The sequence below is a fragment of the Methylocaldum sp. genome (assembly GCF_035627495.1).
In the GTDB taxonomy this organism is placed as follows: domain Bacteria; phylum Pseudomonadota; class Gammaproteobacteria; order Methylococcales; family Methylococcaceae; genus Methylocaldum.
Genome location: NZ_DASPLO010000158.1, coordinates 54247 through 76237, shown reverse-complemented (window position 1 = coordinate 76237; position 21991 = coordinate 54247). Strand labels below are relative to the sequence as shown.

At 59.1% G+C, this 21991-nt stretch carries 22 protein-coding genes; 7 read left to right on the top strand and 15 right to left on the bottom strand.

The window, feature by feature from the left end; all coding sequences use genetic code 11:
* Positions 1-119: 119 nt before the first annotated feature.
* The 3 genes from msrP to VEB01_RS13510 form a co-directional block, all read right to left on the bottom strand.
* Complete coding sequence (gene msrP / locus VEB01_RS13520; protein WP_324876276.1) at positions 120-1052, bottom strand: protein-methionine-sulfoxide reductase catalytic subunit MsrP; 933 nt, start codon at positions 1050-1052, stop codon at positions 120-122.
* Between the two features lie 253 nt (positions 1053-1305).
* Complete coding sequence (locus tag VEB01_RS13515) at positions 1306-3351, bottom strand: amylo-alpha-1,6-glucosidase (protein ID WP_324876274.1); 2046 nt, start codon at positions 3349-3351, stop codon at positions 1306-1308.
* A 181-nt stretch (positions 3352-3532) separates the two neighbouring features.
* Positions 3533-4357, bottom strand: coding sequence for an SDR family oxidoreductase (locus tag VEB01_RS13510; protein WP_324876272.1), 825 nt, complete (start codon positions 4355-4357; stop codon positions 3533-3535).
* Between the two features lie 361 nt (positions 4358-4718).
* On the opposite strand from VEB01_RS13510, the gene VEB01_RS13505 reads away from it, so the two are divergent.
* The 3 genes from VEB01_RS13505 (at position 4719) to VEB01_RS13495 (ending at position 6422) form a co-directional block, all read left to right on the top strand.
* Positions 4719-5246 carry an REP-associated tyrosine transposase gene (locus VEB01_RS13505; protein WP_324876270.1) on the top strand — a complete coding sequence of 176 codons (528 nt, stop codon included), beginning with the start codon at positions 4719-4721 and terminating at the stop codon, positions 5244-5246.
* A gap of 62 nt (positions 5247-5308) precedes the next feature.
* Positions 5309-5983 (top strand): Crp/Fnr family transcriptional regulator, encoded by a 675-nt coding sequence (locus VEB01_RS13500; protein ID WP_324876268.1) that lies wholly within the window; start codon positions 5309-5311, stop codon positions 5981-5983.
* Positions 5984-6068: 85 nt separating this feature from the next.
* Positions 6069-6422, top strand: coding sequence for a hypothetical protein (locus tag VEB01_RS13495; protein ID WP_324876266.1), 354 nt, complete (start codon positions 6069-6071; stop codon positions 6420-6422).
* On the opposite strand, the gene VEB01_RS13490 is transcribed toward VEB01_RS13495, so the two are convergent.
* The 11 genes from VEB01_RS13490 to VEB01_RS13440 all read right to left on the bottom strand — a co-directional run bounded on the left by VEB01_RS13490 (position 6401) and on the right by VEB01_RS13440 (position 17426).
* On the bottom strand, positions 6401-6544 hold the full coding sequence (locus VEB01_RS13490) for a hypothetical protein (RefSeq protein ID WP_324876264.1): 144 nt from the start codon (positions 6542-6544) through the stop codon (positions 6401-6403). The two genes, VEB01_RS13495 and VEB01_RS13490, sit on opposite strands and share 22 nt — an antisense overlap.
* Positions 6545-6578: 34 nt before the next feature.
* Positions 6579-7412, bottom strand: coding sequence for a carbohydrate ABC transporter permease (locus VEB01_RS13485; RefSeq protein ID WP_324876262.1), 834 nt, complete (start codon positions 7410-7412; stop codon positions 6579-6581).
* Positions 7409-8302: a carbohydrate ABC transporter permease gene (locus VEB01_RS13480; RefSeq protein ID WP_324876260.1), complete on the bottom strand. Its 894-nt coding sequence runs from the start codon at positions 8300-8302 to the stop codon at positions 7409-7411. The genes VEB01_RS13485 and VEB01_RS13480 overlap by 4 nt, the downstream gene beginning before the upstream one ends.
* A gap of 1 nt (position 8303) precedes the next feature.
* Entirely contained in the window at positions 8304-9605 is a 1302-nt protein-coding gene (locus VEB01_RS13475; RefSeq protein ID WP_324876258.1) for an ABC transporter substrate-binding protein, read from the bottom strand.
* A 266-nt stretch (positions 9606-9871) separates the two neighbouring features.
* Positions 9872-10210: a hypothetical protein gene (locus VEB01_RS13470; protein WP_324876256.1), complete on the bottom strand. Its 339-nt coding sequence runs from the start codon at positions 10208-10210 to the stop codon at positions 9872-9874.
* A 276-nt stretch (positions 10211-10486) separates the two neighbouring features.
* The gene (locus VEB01_RS13465) at positions 10487-12022 is read right to left on the bottom strand and encodes a sensor histidine kinase (RefSeq protein WP_324876255.1); all 1536 of its coding nucleotides are present in this window, start codon (positions 12020-12022) and stop codon (positions 10487-10489) included.
* Between the two features lie 228 nt (positions 12023-12250).
* Positions 12251-12610: a c-type cytochrome gene (locus VEB01_RS13460; protein ID WP_324876253.1), complete on the bottom strand. Its 360-nt coding sequence runs from the start codon at positions 12608-12610 to the stop codon at positions 12251-12253.
* Between the two features lie 480 nt (positions 12611-13090).
* Complete coding sequence (locus VEB01_RS13455) at positions 13091-15724, bottom strand: PAS domain S-box protein (RefSeq protein ID WP_324876251.1); 2634 nt, start codon at positions 15722-15724, stop codon at positions 13091-13093.
* A complete protein-coding gene (locus VEB01_RS13450; protein ID WP_324876249.1) occupies positions 15717-15917 on the bottom strand; it encodes a hypothetical protein in 201 nt (66 codons plus the stop codon). The genes VEB01_RS13455 and VEB01_RS13450 overlap by 8 nt, the downstream gene beginning before the upstream one ends.
* A gap of 272 nt (positions 15918-16189) precedes the next feature.
* Positions 16190-16561 carry an exosortase system-associated protein, TIGR04073 family gene (locus tag VEB01_RS13445; RefSeq protein ID WP_324876248.1) on the bottom strand — a complete coding sequence of 124 codons (372 nt, stop codon included), beginning with the start codon at positions 16559-16561 and terminating at the stop codon, positions 16190-16192.
* Positions 16562-16730: 169 nt separating this feature from the next.
* On the bottom strand, positions 16731-17426 hold the full coding sequence (locus tag VEB01_RS13440) for an SDR family oxidoreductase (protein WP_324876247.1): 696 nt from the start codon (positions 17424-17426) through the stop codon (positions 16731-16733).
* Between the two features lie 127 nt (positions 17427-17553).
* Here VEB01_RS13440 and VEB01_RS13435 point away from each other — a divergent pair, with 127 nt between their 5' ends.
* The 4 genes from VEB01_RS13435 to VEB01_RS13420 all read left to right on the top strand — a co-directional run bounded on the left by VEB01_RS13435 (position 17554) and on the right by VEB01_RS13420 (position 20873).
* Positions 17554-18189 (top strand): DUF2076 domain-containing protein, encoded by a 636-nt coding sequence (locus tag VEB01_RS13435; RefSeq protein WP_324876245.1) that lies wholly within the window; start codon positions 17554-17556, stop codon positions 18187-18189.
* A 244-nt stretch (positions 18190-18433) separates the two neighbouring features.
* On the top strand, positions 18434-18793 hold the full coding sequence (locus tag VEB01_RS13430) for a hypothetical protein (protein ID WP_324876243.1): 360 nt from the start codon (positions 18434-18436) through the stop codon (positions 18791-18793).
* Positions 18790-19395 carry a cytochrome c gene (locus tag VEB01_RS13425; protein WP_324876241.1) on the top strand — a complete coding sequence of 202 codons (606 nt, stop codon included), beginning with the start codon at positions 18790-18792 and terminating at the stop codon, positions 19393-19395. Before VEB01_RS13430 ends, VEB01_RS13425 begins: the two co-directional genes overlap by 4 nt.
* Positions 19395-20873 (top strand): cbb3-type cytochrome c oxidase subunit I, encoded by a 1479-nt coding sequence (locus tag VEB01_RS13420; protein WP_324876239.1) that lies wholly within the window; start codon positions 19395-19397, stop codon positions 20871-20873. The genes VEB01_RS13425 and VEB01_RS13420 overlap by 1 nt, the downstream gene beginning before the upstream one ends.
* A gap of 156 nt (positions 20874-21029) precedes the next feature.
* On the opposite strand, the gene VEB01_RS13415 is transcribed toward VEB01_RS13420, so the two are convergent.
* Positions 21030-21908 (bottom strand): hypothetical protein, encoded by an 879-nt coding sequence (locus VEB01_RS13415; protein ID WP_324876237.1) that lies wholly within the window; start codon positions 21906-21908, stop codon positions 21030-21032.
* Positions 21909-21991 lie beyond the last annotated feature (83 nt).

Below are 21991 nucleotides of genomic sequence, written 5' to 3'. Positions count from 1 at the left end.
AGAAAAGTAACTCGCCCGCGGGGCGAGACCCGCTCTCAAACAAGGCGCCGCCAACGGTGGCCTCCTTTTCCACGTCATGATTCACACGATTCAGATCGTACATCAGAGCTGGAGACGCTCTAAAAAAACTTACGCAGATCCATACCAGCATAAAGCTGCGCCACCTGATCGGCATAGCCGTTGAAAGGCAAGGTAGGGCGCTTCAGAAACTCGCCGATGCGCCGTTCTTTCGCCTGGCTCCAGCGGGGATGATCGACCTCGGGATTCACGTTGGCGTAAAAGCCGTATTCCGCGGCGCCCGCCTTCATCCAGGTGGATACCGGCTGTTTTTCCACGAAGCGGATGCGCACGATGGATTTGGCGCTCTTGAAGCCGTACTTCCACGGCACCACCAGCCGGATCGGCGCGCCGTTCTGATTGGGCAGCTCTTCGCCGTAAAGCCCTACCGCGAGGATGGTCAACGGGTGCATGGCCTCGTCCATCCGTAGGCCCTCGACGTACGGCCAGTCCAGCACCGCCGATCGCTGGCCCGGCATCTGCGCGGGATCCAATAAGGTAGTGAACTCCACGAACTTGGCATTACCGGTGGGTTCTACACGCTTGATCAGTTCAGCCAGAGGAAGGCCGACCCAGGGCACCACCATCGACCAAGCCTCCACGCAGCGCAGCCGATAGACGCGCTCTTCCAGCGGGACGAGTTTCAGCAGCTCGTCGATATCGTAAGTCTTGGGTTTGCGGACTTCGCCCTCCACCGCCACGGTCCAGGGGCGGGTTTTCAGGCTGCCGGCCAACTCGGCGGGCGATTCCTTGTCGGTGCCGAACTCGTAGAAATTGTTGTAGCGGGTGATGTATTCGTAAGGCGTGGTCTTGTCCGGCAGCACATAGTCGGTTTTCCGGACCTCGGACAGCTTTTGCCCGGCAGCCAGCCCCGGCGGCAGGAGAGCCAAGGCCGAGGCTCCGGCCGCAAGTTGCAGAAACCGGCGCCGGCCATGAAACAGCTCGCGCGGGGTGATTTCCGAAAATCGGATGTCGGAAGGTTTCTTAATCAGCATGGCGAGTTACCTCTTGAACGGAATGGGCCTGAAAAAGTCATCCAAGCGCTTTTCGAGTTCCAGAATTTTTCGACAGAGCAGTTTTTATTCGTATGTAAGGATTGAGTGCAGTATAGCCTTGGCGTGGGAGCGGGCTTTAGCCCGCGATAGTCGATCGATCGCGGGCTAAAGCCCGCTCCCACAACCGCATACCGTTTCCGAAAACGCTCTAGGAGTGGACATTGACCTCGTAATCCAGTTCGTGCGTAGCGGTTCATGGTCTCTCCCTTCGGATTCGGTCGTCAGGTCGCTTGGATTTGCTGATCCGCCACCACGCTTCCAGCACGGCGGCCACGGACCAGGCTTGGGCCGGGCAGCCCTGCGGCGCGTGCGGCGGATCGGCGTCGAAGATTTCGCTTACCGTACCGAGGCCCGCGTCCAGCAGGTGATCGCGGATCGGCTCGAGGCGGCTCAAGGCCCGGCCGGCGTCGCCGCTGACCCGGAATTCGGCCAGGGCGCAATGGCCCAGGAGCCAGGTCCACGCCGTACCCTGGTGATAAGCCCCGTCCCGCTCCCGCACGCCGCCCCGGTATTGGGAGCGATAGTCGGAATGTTCCGGCGCCAGGGAGCGAAGGCCGTAGGAGGTCAGCAGCGTGGCGCCGCAGGCCGTCAACACCGCGACCTGCTCGCCGGATACAAGGGGACTGTGGGGCAGGCTGACGGCCAGGATCTGATTGGGCCGGACCGAGCTATCGTCGCCCCCGGGGCCGTCCAGCACGTCCAACAGTCCGCCGCTCGGATTGATGAACCGCTGAAACCCGGTCCGGGCGCGCTCGGCCAGCGTCTCGTATTCGTCGCCAGGCAGATTCAGTCGGCCGGCGAAGTCCGCCATGGCGCGCAGCGCGTTGTACCAGAGGGCATTGATCTCCACCGGCTTGCCGATGCGCGGCGTGACCACCCAGTCACCCACCTTGGCGTCCATCCAGGTGAGCTGCATGCCGGGCTCGCCGGCCCGGATCAGGCCGTCGCCCTCGTCCAGTCCGATGCCGTACCGCGTTCCTTCGCGGTAGCTCGCGACGACTTCTTGCAGTGCGGGGAATGCCGCGCGCAGCGCCGCCAAGTCGCCGGTGGTATCCACATAGGCGCGCCAGGCCTCGATGTACCAGAGCGCCGCGTCCACCGTGTTGTATTCCGGCGCTATGCGGTCTTCCGGAAACACATTGGGCAGCATGCCCCGGTCGATGAAACGGGCAAAGGTTTGCAGGATGCGCCGGGCGTCGTCGTAGCGCCCCGTGGCCAGGGTGAGCCCGGGCAGCGCGATCATGGTGTCTCGGCCCCAGTCCCCGAACCACGGATAACCCGCGATCACGGATACGCCATCGGATCGGTCCGGGAGCGGCCGGGCGAACAGAAAGCTGTCGGCCGCCAACGCCAACTGCCGAATCCAGTCCGGCGCGTCGCGCAGTTCGGCGCGGGCCAGCACGCCGTCGTCGTGAGCCTGGCAGCGGCGCATCGCCTCCTCGACGTAAGGCGAAGCGTCGGAATGCAGGCTGGCGGTCAGGCCGCTCCACTCGCCGTTCACCAGCGGCAGGCGGCATTCGCCCACGCACAGGTGATGGTCCCAGTCGGGAAGCTCACGCGCCCGCTCCAGCGGAAGGTCGAAGTTGTCGTACCAGGTGTAACCCGGCCGAATGACGCCGCCCCGCGCCTTGAAACAAAGCCGGTAAGGGGCGGAGCCGGAGCCCGGCGGATTCCGCACGATCAGCCCGTCCGCTCCGTCCGGTTCGATCACCGGATTGAACCGCCGGGGCTCGGCGTTGCCGTGGTGGTCGCGGGCGTTGGCCAGCAGCTTGATGCGGAGCGCCAGGTCCCGCGCCTGCGCCTTCGGCCAATCGGCGCGGTAGGCCAGGTATACGGTGGAAGCGCCGGGCTCCAGCCAGACCCGGATGGTCAGCCGGAGGTCGCCGAAGGCATAGATCCATTCCGGCATGCGCCCGTCCAAACGGAAGCTCTCGATATGGATATGGCCGGCAGGATCGATGATTTCCCCAGGCCAGCGGTTGCTGCACAGGGGCCAGATATGCCCGTCGAGGTCCAGCCATGCGTCGGCCTTGGCGAACACCAGCGAACGGCCCAGAGGCGGGGCGAGGGGCGCCACCAGCAACCCGTGATAACGGCGGGTCAGCGTGCCGGCGACGGTGCCGGCGGCGTATCCGCCCAGGCCGTCCGCCAGCCACCATTCGCGGCGTTCGGCTTCGATCAGGTTGCCGCAGATTTCCCGGCCGAAGCGGATGAAGTCGGGTCTAGTCATGACGTTCATTCTCCTCTCCTTACCGAAGAAATTTGAAAAGGTACGCAATGCGCACCCTGGCTCCTTCAAGTCTGTAGGACGGAATAGCGCAGCGTATTCCGCCGTATGCGTGCCACCGACCATTTGGCGCAATACGGGAATACCCTATTGCGCCCTACCACGCTGCAGGCCTCCTCTTCGGATCGCCGCCTCAGCCCCCGGTGTCGAAGCCGGGGTACAGGGTCATGCCGCCGTCCACGTACAGGGTGGCGCCGGTGACATAGTCCGACTCGTCCGACGCCAGCCAGACCGCCGCCTTGGCAATGTCCTTGGTCTGCCCGAGCCGCCCGTAGGGGATCAGCTCCAGCAGCTCGGCTTCCTTCTCCGGGGTCATCCAGGCGTCGTAGTTGATGCAGGTCTTGATGGCTCCCGGCGAAATGCCGTTGACCCGGATCTTGTGGACCGCCAGTTCCTGGGCCAGGGTTTTCATCAGCATCGCCACGCCTCCCTTGGAAGCCGCGTAGTTGACATGGCCGGCCCAGGGAATGACATCGTGCACCGAGGACATACAAATGATCTTGCCGGCCGATACGGAGAGCTCCGGCTTCACTCCCCGGCGGATGAACTCCCGCGCCGCCTCCCGTGCGCACAGAAACTGTCCGGTCAGGTTGACGCGGATCACGGTTTCCCAGTCGTCCAAGCTCATTTCGGTCAAGGGCGCGTCCTTCTGCAATCCGGCGTTGTTCACCAGGATGTCCACGCTTCCGAACGCTTCCAGCGCAGCGCCGAACAGCGCCCGCACCTGCTCTTCGCGGCTCACGTCGGCCTCGACGGCGATAGCTTCGCCGCCGTTTCCGCGGATGCGCTCCACCAGGGCGTCCGCCTTGTCCCGTTCGGTCACGTAGTTCACCACCACCCTCGCTCCGGCTTCGGCCAAGCCTTCGACGATGGCCGCTCCGATGCCGGTGTTGCCGCCGGTAACGATGGCCCGCTGGCCTTTCAGCAGGCGCTTCTTCGCGTGTGCGGTCGAATCCATGTTTTGTCTCCTCATCAACGAAGGTCTAGCTATTCGACAGCGTCACTAAGCATCAGTCACCGGCCGGCCCAGCTTAGAAGTGTTTTCTGCGCGAGACCGACTCGCGACATACTCTCTATGGCAACCGCCGCGCCACCGTTGGATCAGGAGAAAAATTCATTTAATTACAAATCGTTATCGATGATGCATGAGCACGCATGAAAAATTGGGGAGCGCTGAGGCCACTAATAGTTGTGGGTGGCCGCGGGTATTTGCGGGTAGGGGTTGTGGGGTAGGCATTGCGTTTAGTTTTGTAGGGCGGGTTAGCGTACTCGCGTAACCCGCCTTCCGAGCGACCGGAAGATCAGGCAAACTTGCCGCCATGCCCAACTACATTCGCGCCTATGTTCCCAGCGGTTCGTACTTCTTTACCGTGGCGGTGCTGGAACGTCGACGTCGCTTGCTGACCGAAAACATCGACGCTTTACGCGAAGCCTTTCGTACCGTGCGCCATCATCGCCCGTTCCGGATCGAGGCCATCGTCATACTCCCCGATCATCTACATTGCCTTTGGACCTTGCCGCCGGACGATGTGGATTTTTCGACGCGCTGGCGCTTGATCAAGTCGGCTTTCGCGCGTGCCATGGCGCCGGGGGAACGGCTATCAACCCGAAGGGAGATGAAACGCGAACGCGGCGTGTGGCAGCGACGGTTTTGGGAGCATGCCATTCGGGATCAAACCGATTTCGACGCTCATCTTGACTACATACACTACAACCCGGTTAAACACGGCTGGGCGCAACGTGCCGCCGATTGGCCGCATTCGAGCTTTCACCGATTTGTCCGGTTGGGGCAGTATCCCTTGGAATTGGCGGCGCCGGTCGATATTCAGGCATGGGATTTGGAGTGAGGTTCGAATGTCTCGGAAGGCGGGTTGCGCTAACCCGCCCTACAAAACTATGGAGGTCCATCATGAAACCACCGGCAGTCGATGCACAGGTCCTGGAATCTCAACTGAACGCGTGGAAGGCTTCGGCAAGCTCGCTGACCGTGCTGGAATTCCGGGATAAGGCGGAAATCTATGCCCAGGGCATGCGGTTGGAGGACCAATATTGGCTGCTGAGCGGTCTGGTCAAGCTGGCCCATATCGACGAGGACGGGAGCCAGGTGACTACGGCTATCCTGCGGCGCGGGGACGTTTTCGGGAACGTGCTGGAGAGCGTCACGGCCGAGCATACGGCAACCGCGATCGGCGACGTGCGTCTGTTTCGCATCGGGCAGACCGACATCGATCGGCTGATCCGCTCCGATTCGGACTTCGCCGCAGGGTTGCTGACCCGAATCGCCCAAGCCCGGCAGCGCGCCGAAGGGAGGCTGATCGAAATCCTGACGAAAACCGTGGACCAGCGTCTCGTCGCCGTTCTGAAGGATTTGGCGGCCGCGTTCGGAACGCGCTGCTCTCATGGCTATGCGCTGGAAATCCGGCTGACCCAGCAGGATCTGGCCGATCTCGTTTGCGCGACCCGCCCCGTGGTGACCAAGGTCATGAACGAGCTTCGCCGCGGCGGTTTTCTGGACTATACCAGAGACCTGATCTGTCTCAACGATTCGGCTCTCGAACAAGCCCAAGCAACGAGCCGCCGCTGAATATGTAATCAAGATGACAGACAGGCCGGGAGACGTGTTTTACGCTGCATGTCCTCGTCCATTCAACGCGATAGGAGGACCGTTCATGAAGCCGATTTCCGCCAGCCTTCACGGCTATCTGGATTATGCGACCGTGGTTTTCTTCCTTTTGGCGCCGACGCTTTTCGGATTCGACGGGCTCCCGGCCGTGATTTCCCGGACCCTCGCCTTCGTGCATCTTGCCGTCACCCTGATTTCGGACTTTCCCCTCGGCGCGTACCGGCGCCTCCCCTTTCCGGTACACGGCCTGATCGAACGGGTCGTCGGGCCGGCTTTGGTGGTTTTGCCGTTTCTATTCGGTTTTTCGGATATCGAAGCCGCTCGGTTCTTTTTCATCCTGATGGGACTGGGAATAGTCCTGGTGAGCTGGCTGACGAATTATCGGGCGCCGGTAGAGTAAGTATGTAGAGCGGATTGGCGGAGCGTAACCCGCCTTACAAGCGACCGGGCGATCAGGTAAACCAGCTTGAGGTCGATGTCGATCAGCGGCGTTTTTGCCGGCAAGGCCGTCCGCTCGATCATGTTCTGAGCTTCCGAATGGTTTCGGCCATCCGATTCACCCTTTCAATCCGCTCGTGGCGATGCCTTGAATGAAAAGGCGCTGGAAGACCAGGAATATGAGCAGCGTCGGAAGGGCAATGAGCACGGCGCCCGCCATCAGCATGGTCCATTCGACCCGGAATTCGTAGCGGAACATGGCAAGGCCGACCGGGAGGGTGAACCGGTCGCTGGTGGTGGTCACCACCAAGGGCCACAGGAACTCGTTCCAGTTGCCCTGGAAGGTGTATATGCCGAGTGCCGCCAGCGCGGGTCTGGAGGCCGGCAACACCACTCGCCAAAACACCTGGAACCGGTTGCAGCCGTCGATGCGGGCCGCCTCTTCCAATTGCCGGGGGATGGATTCGAAAAACTGCTTCATCAGGAAAATGCCGACCACCTGAACCATGGCCGGCGCGATCAGAGCGGTATAGGTATTCACCAGACCCAAGGCATTCAAGAGCATGAATTTGGGCACCAGAGTCACATGGGCGGGCACCATCAGCGTCGCCAGCAACAGGGCGAAAAGGAGGTTGCGCCCCGGAAAACGCAAACGGGCGAAGGCGTAGCCCGCAAGGGCATCGAGAAAAAGGTTTGCCAGCGTCACGGCCAGTGCGACGCCGCTGCTATTGAGCAGCCACCGGGCGAACGGAATTTCGGTCCAGAGCCGCCGGTAATTCTGCAAGGTGACCTCGTCGGGAATGAGCTCGATCGGCCAACGGAAGACATCCCCCGCCGGCTGAAACGAGATGGACAGCGACCAAAGAAACGGCAGCGTGAAGATGCCGGTGGCCACGAGCAGAAGAACGAGGACGATCGCCCTCCGGCTCAGGTCTCGAACACGCCCAGTCATGGCGCTTCCGGGCGAGCGATCTTCTGCTGCACGCGGGTGACGAGCAGAATGATCGCAAACAGCACCACGGCCGCCGCCGCGGCATAGCCGAACCGGAAGTACCGAAAGGCGCTGATATAGATGAAATAGCTGAGCGTAGTGGTGGCGTTGACGGGCCCGCCCGCGCTCATCATGTAAATTTGATCGAACACCTGGAAGGTGCCGATGATCCCCAGGGTCACCACGAAAAACAGCGTGGGCTTGAGGCCGGGCACCGTGACATGCCGGAAACGTCCCCAGGAGCTTGCGCCGTCGATCCGGGCGGCTTCGTAAAGCGAAACCGGTATAGCCTGGAGCCCCGCCAGAAACGCCACCATGAAATACCCCGAGGTCGACCAGACGTTGAGTGCCATGATGGCGCCGAGCGCGTATTTGGGCGATCCGATCCAGTCGGGGCCCACGATTCCGAACCATGACAGGACGTAGTTGAGCAAGCCCGGTTTCGAGTAGATCCACAGAAAGATGATGGAGGTCACCACCGAGGAGGTGATGGCCGGGATGTAAAATGCGGCGCGAAAAAATCCCCGGGCGGGAATGTTCTGGTTGACGGCCAGAGCCAGCAACAAGGCCAAAAGCGTCTGGATCGGTACGACGCCCAGGGCATAGACCGCGGTGTTCCGCAAGGCGGTGAAAAACAGCTCGTCGCCCGCCAACTCGACAAAATTTGCCGCGCCCAGGAAATGCTGCTCGGGTCTGAAGAGATTCCAGTCGAAAAAGGCAACGGCGAGGATAAAGACCAAGGGGCCGAACACGAAAAGGGAAAGAACGACTAGGGACGGAAGCAGAAAGAAATAGGCGCTTACGGCCTCCCTGTAGCGCTCGGTCGTCCCTGACCTTCTTGAATTAGGCATGTCAGCGGGACGCCTCGGATCGGTTTTGCGATTCACGGCTTCGAGAATCGGCCTGCAGCAGCCGTCCTCGCTCCAAGCGGCGTTTCAAATCGGCCAGCGTCGGCTGAATGGCTGCGCCGGTGAGAAAGATGGCTTGCAGCGCGCTTTGAGTTTCGTCCAAGACGCGCTGATTCACCCGAAATTGCCAGACCCGCGCGTGATCGAGGCTCCGCAGAAAAACCCGCTTCAACGGATCGCGCTCAAGCTCCAAATCCCGCGTCACCGAACGCCGCGCCGGCAGCCCGATACCGGATTTTTCCCAAATGCGCCCACCTTCAGGTCCGGTGAGATACCGAAGCACCTGCCATGCCTTGTCCGGATGCCGGGTAGCCTTGGGAATGGCATAGCCGGCCACGAACGCGATCGAAGCGGCCTGCTTTCCGGCGGGCAGCGGCGCCACTCGGTACGGGGTGCGCGCATAAGTCTCTTTCATGAAATTCGCCGCCCAGAGTCCCGAGATCGCCATGGCGACGCGCCCGCGGCCGAAGGCGTCCATGTTCCACGCCGCCCCGACATCCGAGGGCATGACGGCGACGCCGTCGGTCTTCATCCGTTGAAGAAAGCTCAGCGCCTTCACAAAAGCGGGCTCGTCAAAGGCGGCTCGGCCTTGCGCATCGAAATATTCGCCCCGGTTCTGCCAGACGAAAGGCAGCGAGTATTCGAAGGCTTCCGCATGGCAGTACCCGTATTGGTCGACGATGCCGTCGCCGTCGGTATCCCGGGTGAGCCGCCGCGCATACTCGGCGAACTCGTCCCAAGTCCTCGGGGCTCCCGCGAGTCCGGCCTTGGCGAACATCGCCGGGTTGAAGTAGAGCACCAGGGTTGAATAATCCTTGGGCAAGCCGTAGAGCTTCCCGTTGAATCGAAAGGCGTCGAGCAGCGCCGGCTCGAAGTCTTCCGGAAAAAAACCGGGGTCCTGAGCAACGAAATCGTCGAGCGGCAACAAGACGTCGTAGTCGACCAGCAGCGGAATCCAGAACGCTTCCAGCATCACCACATCCGGCGCGGTCCCGGTGGCCAGCATGAGCAGCAGCTTATCCATGTAGTTGGCCGTGATCGGCTCGTAGTGAACCGGGAGGCCGGGGTGCCGCCGCTCGAAGGTATCGATGAACGATCGGGTGAGGGTTTCTTCGACCGGCGACGAAATCCAGCCCGTCAGGCGGAGCGAATCGGAATCTTGTTGATCGCACCCGAATAGCGAGAGCGCGAGGAGTAAGACGATCAACGCGCCCGAATTCGAACTAAAAAGCACGACGCGGCTCATCGATTCATCCCATCTTCCTTGAGATTTGCAGCATGTCCAGCGTCCATAGCGCTCCTTGCCACGGAAATTCAGACGGTTAAGAATTTGCGACCGGTGCGAAGTTTTAAGCCAAAGGAAAACTAAGAAGCTGTTTGTAAACCTACTACGCGAGCGTGATCCGGACGCGGGCGGTGCTCGAAATCCTCACCTACGCTCATGTAGGCTCCGGTTTCTGCGCTCCGGCCGCGCCCGGCTGACACTCGCTCATCACGGTTTCTAAACAGCTTCTAAGCAGCCTGCTCGGCTTGCGTGACCACCATGACCGGCCAATAGGTGTCCGCCGGATAGCAATGCCAAAGCTGGGATTCTTCCATGAATTTGGCAAAGAGGTCCCTTTCTGCATAAATCGCCCCGTCGGTTACCCAGAAGTAAGCAAACGGTCCGAACGATTCCGAGGGATCGCCGGCGACATCCTCGAAATGGATCGACACCATATCCAAACAGTCGTAGCGCGTAAAGTGCTGGCCCTGAATCTCCCAAAAGTGATTCTTGTATTTCGCCACGATGGATTTTTCCGGCCCTTGCCGGATGAGTGCCTCCGACCCGGAATAACGGCGACGGCCCAAGCGTTACACCGTACCCCGGCTCAGTACTCCCGAATGCGAGTCGAATCATGATCCTGCTCCCGAATGACCTTTACTTATAGGCATCCGAAGCGGGACAAAGTTTTTGGTGTGCGGTTACTCGTTGCGGAAGTTACAAACGAAGCTCCGAACCAATCCGATCGCCCTGAGCGTAGCGCGCTAGCGCGGCGTCGAAGTGTCGGATTTTCGTGTTTCGACGCCGCTTCGCGGAGTTCATCCTGAGCGCAGTCGAAGGGCTCAACACGAGCGGCTTCCGGATTAGTTCAAAGCTTCCTTACAGGGAAAGTCGGGCTTGAACGCCGCTCCGGAAACCGGTAGACATACCGTAAATTCGCTGCCCGTGCCGGGCCCCTCGCTGTTGGCTTCAACCCAGCCGCCATGCAATTCGACGATCTTTTGCACAATGGTCAAGCCCAGCCCTAAGCCTCCTTGGGCGCGATCCAGGGTGCGTTCGGCTTGTGTGAAAAGCTTAAAGAGCTTGGGCAATAGATTCTTGGGGATGCCTTCGCCGGTATCGCGCACGGAAATAATCACCTCGCCGTTCTTACGAGCAGCGGTCACCCATATCTTGCCACCGTCCAGAGTGTACTTCGCGGCATTGTTGAGCAAATTGGCTACGACTTGCGCCAGGCGTATGACATCCCCGTCCAGCCGCAGAGGGTCCTCGGGCATCGAGAGGATGAGCTCGTGATGGCGGGCTTCGATCAGCGGCCGGCTGGTTTCGAGTGCCAGCTCGATTACCTTGGCAACCTCAACCGTGGTTTTATGTAGGGTGATTTTGCCTTGGACGATACGCGAGACATCCAGAAGATCGTCCACCAGGTGCGCCAGTTGATTGACCTGCCGGTCGATCACATCCCCTGCCCAAGACAGTTTGGGATCGGGCAGGCCGATCTTTTTCATCACCATTACGGCATTTCGGATCGGAGCCAGGGGATTTCGGAGTTCGTGCCCCAGCATCGCCAGAAATTCATCCTTGCGGCGGTCGGACTCGCGAAGTGCCTCTTCGGCTTGCTTGCGCTCCGTGATATCCAGGAACGCCCCGATGCATTGGCGGACGGCTCCATCCGGATCCCGCGAGAAGACCGAATCGCGCGACAAGCACCATATCCAGCGGCCATCCGCCGTTTTGAAGCGGTATTCGATCTCCGACACGTCGCCGTTCACGATCCGCGTGAGATCTTCCAGGTGTGCGGCGACCCGCGCCTGGTCCTCCGGGTGAAACAAGGCGAAAAATTCCGGTCCGCTCATGGCGCGAAGGTCGTCGAGGGTGTAGCCCGTCAGCCTCGTGTACTGGGCATTGATAAACGTATCGGTACCGGTCTTTATGTCATAGATATAAAGACCGTTCAGAGAGGACATGAGCACTTTACGGGCGAAGGTTTCGCCATCCTTGAGCTTCTGCTCGGTCTCCCAATGCTCGGCCATCTCGCTCTTCAACTGTCTCTCGCGATCGAGAGTCGTTCTCACCGCTCGGGCTTCCGACTTTCTCAACCGATCGATGACGAAGCTGAGCAGCGCTCCGACACTGAACAGAAGGAGCAACCGCAGCCTTTCGGCAGTCTCGGCGACATAGAACGAATAACCGGGCTCGACCAGGAAGTAAATGCCGACCAAGGTGCTCAATGCCGTGGCAAAAAAACCTGCCCTGACCCCTCCGCGCCAAGCCGCGGGCATCACCGCCGCCAGGAACAGCAGCAGCGGGGGCGATCCCATGAAAACCGGGTTGAAAAACGCCAGAATGGCCAATATGCCTAATGTTGCGAGCACCCCTAGAACATAGCCATTCGACAAGAACCGTTTGATGTGGATGCACTCCTGGTTAAAAGCGCTCCCTGCCAGATAAGTAGAGTTACCTAAGACAATAAACCCCGATAAGACAGTAAAGGCAAATGAGAAGTTTCATGGCCCGACATGTTTTGCGGCCGTCATTTTCCATTAATCGGTCCGGCCGCGCTATTCCCGCAATTCCGGGGCAAACAGCAGCGCAGGCCTCATATTCTTGCCGAGTCTACACCGTTTCTACTCGCCGCTCGCGATCTGCCTGATCATGTAATGGACGGCATCCTGAACGGCTTCGCCGCTCAGGTCGGAACGGGCGCCTTTTTCCGGCATGTCCAAGAACCCGTTCGTGGCATGGTCCGTCAGCAACGATGGAAACCCTAAGGCGCGCGACTCCCAGGCTCCCGAATCATCCAGCCTTGGAGCTCCGCCTTGGCCCGAGTCGTGGCATTCGGCACAAAAGGCGTTATAGACATGCCTGCCCCGGGTATAGTCCGGCTGGCGGGACGTAGACTGCGTCGAGGTTTTGGTCTCCGATTCCGCGCAGCTGGCTAAGGCCAGGACGCAAAAAAGAGCAGTAATAGAGCGATTTGGTGCCATGCGCATAAGAAGTGAATCGCGGTAAAGTTAAGTTAAGGAAGCTCTGAACCAATCCGTTCGCCCTGAGCGTAGCGCGCTAGCGCGGCGTCGAAGTGTCGGATTTTCGTGTTTCGACGCCGCTTCGCGGAGTTCATCCTGAGCGCAGTCGAAGGGCTCAACACGAACGGTTTCTACATTTCTTCAGAGCTTCAAGTGATAAGCCCGGATCATTACAGCATTTTTTACTACGGTATGGCGGTTTCTTGGATATGAAAGCGTCAGTGATCGATACGGCACTCGAACGCCGGGAATGGCTAACGCCTTATCCCGGCCTACGAAGGCTATATTGATTGAATGAGGCGTCTCTGTAGACCGGAACAAGCTTGTCCTGAGCGTGGTCGAAGGGCTCAGCGTTTCCGGCACCGGTACTGTTTTGACGCTCGGCGAGATTGGGATTTCGGAGCCGGACAAAGCGGGGTGTACCCATCGAAATTCAGCGTCTCAGCGAACCTGCAAGATCACCATGGTGATGTCATCTTCGAATTCGCTCTTGCCGCAGAATGCCCGCAGCTCATCCAACAGTTTTCCGATGGTCGTTTCCGGCGATTCCGAGCGATCGGCGGAGAAGACGTTGCACAATCGAGAGATACCGAAGAATTCTCCCTGTTCGTTTTGCGCCTCGATCACCCCGTCGGTGTAGAGCAGTAATCGGTCGCCCGGCTCCAGGATCAGTGTTTTCTCCTCGAAAATCACGTCTCGCTTGACGCCGAGAATCAATCCGTCCGCATCCAGCTCGCTACAGATCCAGTCGCTCTGTCTCAGCAATAAAGCACGGTTATGGCCGGCATTGGCATAGCGCAGCACGCGCTTTTCGAGATCGTATTTCACGTAAAACATCGTGATGAAAAGCTCTGCCGCGCTCAAGTCTTCGTAGAGCAACTGGTTGAGCGCGCGCAAAACCTCGGCGGTGCTCTGCGGCGACGGGTTGTCCGGCGTCTTGCGGGTCTCGGCCTTCAAGGTGCTGCGCATCTCGGTCATGATGAGGGCGGCGCCCACACTGTGGCCCGATACATCGGCGATGACGATGTCGGCGTTGTCGTCGTAATGGAAATAATCGAAATAATCGCCGCCGACGTGGGTTGCCGGCACGCAGACACCCGCGATCTCGGCACCCGGGAGATTCAGCGGTTTTTTCGGGAGCAGCGAGAGCTGAATGTGCTTGGCGATTTCGAGCTCATGCCGTTCTTCTTCCGCCCGCCGACGCTCGGTCACATCGGTTTGGATGCCGATGTAATGGGTCACGGTACCTTGATTATCCCGAACCGGCGAGAGCAGCAGCTCATTCCAAAAAGGCGTCCCGTCCTTGCGGTAATTTCGTAGCACGACCTCGCAACTGGTCCCTTGCTGCAAGGCTTCGCGAATCTCTTCTTTGGCGGTCTCCTCGGTTTCCGGACCCTGCAGTATCTTGAGGTTCCGTCCCAGCAGGTCCTCCTGCGAGTAGCCGGTAATCCGACTCAACGCCGGATTGACGTAGATATTCGGATAGTGCGGCTGCCGAGCGTCGGCGATCACGATCCCGACGCTCGCCGCTTCGATGGCCCGCTCGCGCAGCCGTAGCGTGTCCTCGAACCGCTTGCGTGCCGTAATATCCAAATCCATGCCGCGCCACTTGATGACGCGGCCTTGCTCGTCGAATATCGGCGCTCCGGTGGATTCGGTAAAAACTTCGTGCCCGTCGCGGTGACGGTAATGATTGATCAACTTGTAAAAGGACTCGTGAACGCGCTTGGTCGGCGGCAAAGTACCGGTCCAGTGCTGGCGATCCTCGGGCGTCAGGAGATCCAAATAGCGCTTGCCGATGATTTCCTCGGGTTTCAAGCCCAGAATGGCGTAGACCGAGCCGCTGCTGTAAACGTAGCGGCCTTCGGAGTCCTGCTCCCATAACCACTCCCCGACCATTTCGGCGACTTGCCGAAAGCGCTCCTCGCTTTCCTGTAACGCTTCCTTATTGCGCTTCTGCTCGGTGATGTCCCGTTGGGTTGCGAGATAACGGGCGATTTTTCCGGCGCCATCGCAAATCGGCGTGATCGTTTCCAAAGCCCAATACAGCTCGCCCGATTTTTTCCGGTCCTGGATCTCTCCTTGCCACTCATTGCCCGCCTGAATCATCTCCCACAGCCGCCGGTAAATTCCCGGAGGCGTCTGGCCCGATTGCAACAGGCGCGGGTTCTGTCCGATGACTTCGTCGATACTGTAGCCGGTCAGGCGGCAAAACGCCCGGTTCACAAAGGTGATCCGCCCTTCGAGGTCGGCGATCATGATCGCGTTCGGGCTTTGCTCCACCGCCCCGGAGAGAATCGATAGATATTCCTCGTTCTGTTTTCGCCGGGTCAAATCATGGGTGATGCCGACGAATAACCGGCGATTCGCTTGCCGAAGTTCGCCGATGGATAGATACATCGGGAAGACGCTGCCGTCCTTGCGCTGACCGGCGACTTCCCGGCCGGTGCCGATAATCTTTCTTATGCCGGTTTTACGATAATTGGCGAGATAGCCGTCGTGTTCTTCACGATACGGCGAAGGCATGAGTCGTTTGACATTCTCCCCGATCAACTCTTCCCGTTTGTATCCGAACAATCGCTCGGCGGCCGGGTTGAGCAATTGAATAATCCCGACCTCGTCAATGACGATGACCCCATCGCTGATGGTGTCGAGTATCGCCTTGAGGTTTGACTCCGTATCGAGTGCGGTATCGCTTATCACATGCGGCCCGGTACAGGTAAGGTGAAGAAGATGTAAACGGACGTCACCTTCCTTTAAGGGCGTCAGCCTGTAGCGGGCGGCGAATACCGTCCCGTCCTTACGGCGGAACCGGGTCTCGTCGGCATGGAAAAAACGTTCCTGCGCAATCGATGGAGACTTGCGGCCCCATCGAAGCGGCATGGATTCCGCCCGCACCTCCAGTTCCGAAAACACCGGCCGGCCACGAAGCTCTTCTTCGGAATAACCGAATAGCCTCTCCGCCGCCCGATTCATGAAGATGAGGCGGCCCGCGTCGTCGAGCATGCACACGGCATCGTCGAAGCCGTCCAGCAATGTTCGGGTAAAGCGATCGATTGATTTAAATTCAGACATCCCGTTTAGGAACATTGATGCCGGATTGCCCTTTTTTTCCTTTGGCATATACCAACTCATCGTAAAGAAAACCGTCCGCCCGTCCAGGATCGGAGTCGAGTATCACGCCCGGCGCATAAACAAAATTAAAAACCGGATCAGCCGATGCAGATCCAGGAATTCCCGGAGTCCCTGTTTTAGACGGCGATTTCAATCAACCTAGAATCCGCTCGAATTCCAGGTTGATAGCGATTTTCGGGTAATCGACGCCGTAGGTTGTCCCTTATCTTCTTGGACTCGTCAGGGCCGTTATGATTTCGATCGAGGTTTATCAATTCTGGCGAAGATCTCCGCCTGGGGGGAACCCGGAAATAACGCTGGAAAGGTAATGAATGAAACGGACTGGGTTGAGATGTGATCTTGCTTTCCGCACCACTCTTGCCCAAAAAAAGGCGGGCCTTAACGAGAAGCCCGCCGCGCTCAGAGTTAGTCTTTCAATTGAAAGACGGGGCCATATTGGGTTTCGACGTTGAAGTTCTCCCAGACGAAAGTCGGGTTTGCAATCGGTTGAGTGGGCAACGGAAAGGTAATGACATCGACTACGCCGGATGCGATACGGCCTAGGGTGTGCAAACCGCCTTTGAGAACGCCGCCGGCAAATCCGAATGTCACATTGGTTTCGTTCGTGGTGTTGATGATGTTCTTGGGAAACTCGACCCATGCCAAGGCCAGATTGCTCAGTCCCGAACCCAGCTTCACGGCGACGTCACGACCGTAATTGTCCGAGGCCATCGACGTGGACGACATAAATAATGCCGCCGTCGCCGAAAGGAAAATGGTTCTTATTGATCTCGACATGAGTGGCCCCTTGATGGCTGAGTGTTGATTTTTCGCGACCACGGCTACGAGAAAGCTCATTGACTCTCGAAGCTTGCCTCGTTCCGAAGTTCTCTCGCTGCATCAAGCGTAGGCAAAGGTCTGTTTTTTTTCAAATAATCCCCATGAACCTGCGGCCTTGTCGCCGTCTCTACCAGGGCAGCTCACGGCCGCGAAAATCCAGGAACCGTCCCGAATCGCCGGACCCAAACCCGTCAATCACCCGCCGCAGGCCCGCGACGCTTTCAACCGGCGAGGTCGGCGCGTTCGACCCGCCCATATCGGTTTTGACCCAGCCGGGATGCAGGATCAACACCCCTATGCCGCGGTCCTCGAGATCGATCGAGAGACTCTTCATGGCGGCATTCAGCGCGGCTTTACTGGAGCGGTACATGATCGAGCCGCCGCTCGTGTTGTCGCCCATGCTGCCCATGAGGCTGGTTATCGCCGCGACCAACTTGCGTTCACTGCGCAAAAGATGGGGAAGAAACGCCTCGGTCATCTTGACGGGTGCCAGGGCATTGATCTTCAGAACCCGTGCCCAATGCTCGTAATCCAACGCACCTAACGCATTCCGGCTTGAGTCGCCATAGATTCCCGCGTTGTTGATCAACACGTCAATCGACTCGGACGCCAAGGCATGGGCCAACGCATCGATCTGATCGAAACTGCCGAGGTCTAACTGATGGATGGAAACCGACGGATGATGAACGGCCAAGCCGTTCAAATCCGAAGCTTTCTCCGGACGGCGGCAACACGCGAGGACCTTCCAGCCCGCTTCCGCGTATTGCCTGCAAAATTCAAGGCCGATGCCGCGATTGGCGCCGGTTACCAGTACGGTAGCCATGCTGATTCTCCTTGGAAGCTGTCTATAAAACTGGCGCCCGATAGCGGCGCCGCTCATTGGACCTTGTAAAATACCCGATAAATCCCCAACTCAGCGACACCCCGACCTAATCCATGTGGAGATCTTAATGCACACCGAAGAACGACGTCTGCTGACCGATTTTCTCGATCAGCTCAAGCAGGTTAAAGGATCCGGCAAAGATCCCGAAGCCGATACCCTAATCAATCAAGCCGTCGCGCAGCAGCCGGATGCGACTTATCTGCTCGTGCAGAAAGCGCTGTTGCAGGAGCAAGCGCTGAATGCCGCCAAAGCCCAAATCGCGCAACTGCAAAACCAGATCAACCAGTTACAGTCGAAGAGCTCTCAGGGCGGCGGTTTTCTGGGCACGGACCCTTGGAACGCATCCCCGAGCCGCGCGGCGCCCGTACCGCCCGCAGGCGGTCCGCCGGCATCGCCCCATGCTCCGAATATGGCCGGGCCAAGCGCCGGCATGAGCTTTTTAGGCACGGCGGCAGCGACCGCGGCCGGGATCGCGGGCGGCGCATTCCTGTTCCAGGGCATCGAAAGTCTTTTGCACCACGGCTCCGGTGGCGGATTCCTCGATTCGGCGTCGACAACTCCTGAAAACGTCGAAAACATCACCATCAACGAGTACTACAACACCGACGAGCCGGCTGCCGATCCGGGATTCGAACAGGCCGACTTCGACGACTCGAGCGAGGGATTCGACGACTATGACAACGACGGATCCTTGGACGTGTAGCCTTCGACTCGGTTAAACACACGCAAACAGATACGCTCACGGCGCCGCTCGATTAGGGGTGGCGCCGACCTCTGACAGAAGCATTCCAGCTGGGCCATTCGACGGCGGTACACGGCGAACGAATCGCGGGCGTTGCGCGCCAAAAAACACATCTTTTTCTCCGAGTCCGCTTCCATGGAAAAATGTCGACTAGCCTAGTATGAGGCCCTCCACACTCTGATCATTACGGGAAGATCCGCCGCCGATGATAGAACCGGTCGAGCTTAAGGATTTCTTTCTCAACGTCTTCTCAGCCGCTGCGATCATCCTCGCCGGCGCCTCTTATGCCGCGCTTTTTGCCTGGGGCAAGCTGACGCGCCGTCCCGGATTCCTGATTTCGGCCTATGTCAGCTACGGCTTTCTGGCCGTCTCGGTTTGGGTGCTGGCGGAAACATCCCATTTCGCCGGTTTCTGGCGAGTCATCGCCGGCGTCATGCTGATCGGGTACTTCGCGGCCCCGCAGGCGATCTGGCTGCTCTGCACGGCCACACATGCCGGCGAACACTCCGAACACGATCGTCCGATCATCAACCAACAACAACAAGAGGAGGAGGAGCAATCGTGAAAGCCACGCCGCTATGGGCATCCGAAACTTTTTGGAAAAAAACCGCCATCTGGGTGACAGCCGTTTCGTTTCTGCTGCTGATCGTCCTGACGTTCGACTCGATGGCCAAAGTGTCGGCCGGCAACAGCAATCGAGTGCCCGCCTACAGCGTCATCAACAAAAAGATCGACTACCGTCTCGACGCCAAGCTGAACCGCTACATGCCCGTCATCGGAGGCGACGCGCCCCTGTTCGGCAACACCTTGAGCAACGAGGACGCCGAACGGCTCGTCACGCTCGGCAAAAAGACCTTTCAGGCGAAGAACTGCATCAACTGCCACACCATCCTGGGAAACGGCGCCTATTACGCACCCGACCTGACCAAGGCCTGGCTCGATCCCAATTGGGTGGACGAAATAAACCGGGAGACGCTGATGCTGGCGTTCCTCCAGGATCCGGCCGGCAACGCCAGGTCCTACGGCACCGGGCGCAAGATGCCCAATCTCGGCATCACCGAAGACGAGGCCAGGGGACTGATCGCCTTTCTAAAGTGGACCGCGGCCATCGACACCAACGGCTTCCCGCATAACTTCAAGACCCTCTACGCACAGGAGAATCAATAATGAGCGCCGGCGTCCTGGATAGTCGCAATCTCAACGGTGGACAGAAGCTCGCGGTGAAATATTTCATCGTTGCAATGGTTCTCTTCGTAGCGCAAATTCTCTTCGGTTTGCTTGCCGCCATTCAATTCATCGCCCCCGGCTTTCTCTTCGAAACGCTGGATTTCAGCGTGAACCGCATGATTCACATCAACGCCATGGTGGTGTGGATGCTGTACGGGTTCATCGGCGCCGTCTATTGGTTTCTCGAAGAAGAGAGCGGGGTCGAGATCGTTGGGCTCAAGCTTGGGCAGATCGCTTTCTGGGTGCTGACGGCCGCGGTCGCCATCGTCGTGCTGGTGTACTTGTTCCTGCAAACCGGCGCGGGCGACGACACGACCCGCTGGCTGATCAACGAGGGGCGCGAATACATCGAAGCGCCGCGCTGGGCGGATCTCGGCATCGTCGCGGTCCTGCTGGTGTTCTTCTATAACGTCGCGGGCACTTTCGCCAAGGGCCGCTGGTCCGGCGTCTCCGGCGTGCTCACGCTCGACCTGGTCGCCCTGGCCGGTCTCTACATGGCAGGCATGTTCTACACGACCAACGTGACCGTGGATCAGTATTGGTGGTGGTGGGTGGTCCACCTTTGGGTGGAAGCGACCTGGGAGGTACTGGTCGGCTGCATCATGGCCTGGAGCCTGATGAAGCTCTTGGGCGCACGACGCAAAATCGTCCAGACCTGGCTGTACATCGAGGTGGCGCTGATGTTCGGCTCAGGCATTTTGGGGCTGGGCCACCATTATTTCTGGATCGGCACGCCCGAGTACTGGTTCCCCATCGGCGGCTTCTTCTCCGCCTTGGAACCGATTCCGCTGGTCGCCATGGTGGTGCATTCAATCTACGACGCCGGCGTGCACAAATTCCAAAGCACCAATCATCCCGCGCTGGCTTGGGTGATCGCGCATACCTTCGGCAACTTTTTCGGCGCGGGCGTGTGGGGCTTCATGCATACCCTGCCGCAGATCAATCTCTACACCCACGGCACCCAATGGACCGCCTCCCATGGCCATTTGTCATTCTTCGGCGCTTACGCCACGATCAACATCGCCTTCTTCTATCTCGCGGCGCAGCAGTGGCGCGGCAACGTGTGGATGGGCGCCAATCTCGCCGACAACGGCTGGAAATGGAAATGGTCGATGGCCTTGCTGAATTTCGGCGTGCTGGGCATGACCGTGGCCCTGCTCATCGCCGGCTACGAGCAATCGTTCATCGAACGCGCTATCGAAGGCTCGACCTGGAGCGGCTATTTCGCCGGGCAGACCCATTACTGGTTCACGCAGGCCATGGTCTGGCGGCTGATCCTCGGGATCGTCACCGCCGCCGGCCTGGTCCTGCTGATCTGGGATTTACTGACTATCGGCGCCGGAGAAACCCGGCCCGCGCTGGTCATCGAACGCCACGACGAACCGGGAGTCAAAGCCGCCGTCGTACAAACGGCGTAATCCCATTCGGCATTCAGATGAATATCATTTGTAGGGTGGGTTAGCGTAGCGTAACCCACCGGTTCAGGGTCGCTCGGTGGGTTACGGCCTCCCGGCCTAACCCACCCTACAAGAATCAAATAACACCCATCCACCAGGGAGTTCAGCCGGAACTCGCTACCCCGCCAGCAAGACCGTTTCCTCGATCAGGGCCGCATCCGACTCTCCGAACGCGCCATTGACCAGACGCAGCAGCGCTTTCTCCGCAGCCGGGGGAAACTCCCAGCAAGAACTCAATGCATGCAGCAATGCGGCGATCTCGTCCTCGGCAGCCCGCGACAGCGTTTCACGCGGCGTCTTTTCTTCCCGGCGCAAAAAGCACTCGATCAGGATCGCGCCCAGGAAGCGCAGACTATGAATCACATGGGTATTCATGTCGCTGATGAGGTAATCGAATTTCTCCGCGAAAACCTCATCGCCCAGATAAGGGTCGAATAAATCTTGCCGGACGGCCTGAAGGATCAACCCGAAAAATTTCCTTTGGCCTTCGTGAAGATCCCAGTCATGGAAGAACTTGAAGGCATGCTCCAGATCGTGCACGAAAAAAGCGAACCCATTCGGCTTCTTGAGAACCGGCCGCAAGAGCCGCGGATAATCCGCCACGACAGTAATCGGCCGACGGCCCGCCGCCTGCATGAGCAAAACCTCTTCGGGCGTCGGAATCCGCTCGATCAGCAATAGCGGCCACTCGCCGCGCAGCCAGGCCGAGAGCGCTACTGAAACGTTCGGAATGACGCCGAGAAAGTGATAGCGCTCCACGCGGTCTATCAGCAGCAACTCCAATTCCCTGCCCACCGATCGGTCGAAATCGGCCACCCAGCTTGAAGCGTTCGGCCTCGGATCGTTCTTCGACTTGCGGGAGGCGAAACGCTGACCGTGCGTAGCGATCTGCCAGATAAAGAAATACAGCGCCGCATAAGCGGCATCGCTTAAATCCCGAGAACGCCAACGCGCGGCCAGCTCGGGAATCTTGGATAAACGGTTAGGGTGCTCCACTCGACTATCGGATGATCGGTATTCGACCTAATTTTCGCTCAATGCAACAGTGGAGGCCATCGACAGCAGAGGTCCGTTGTTAC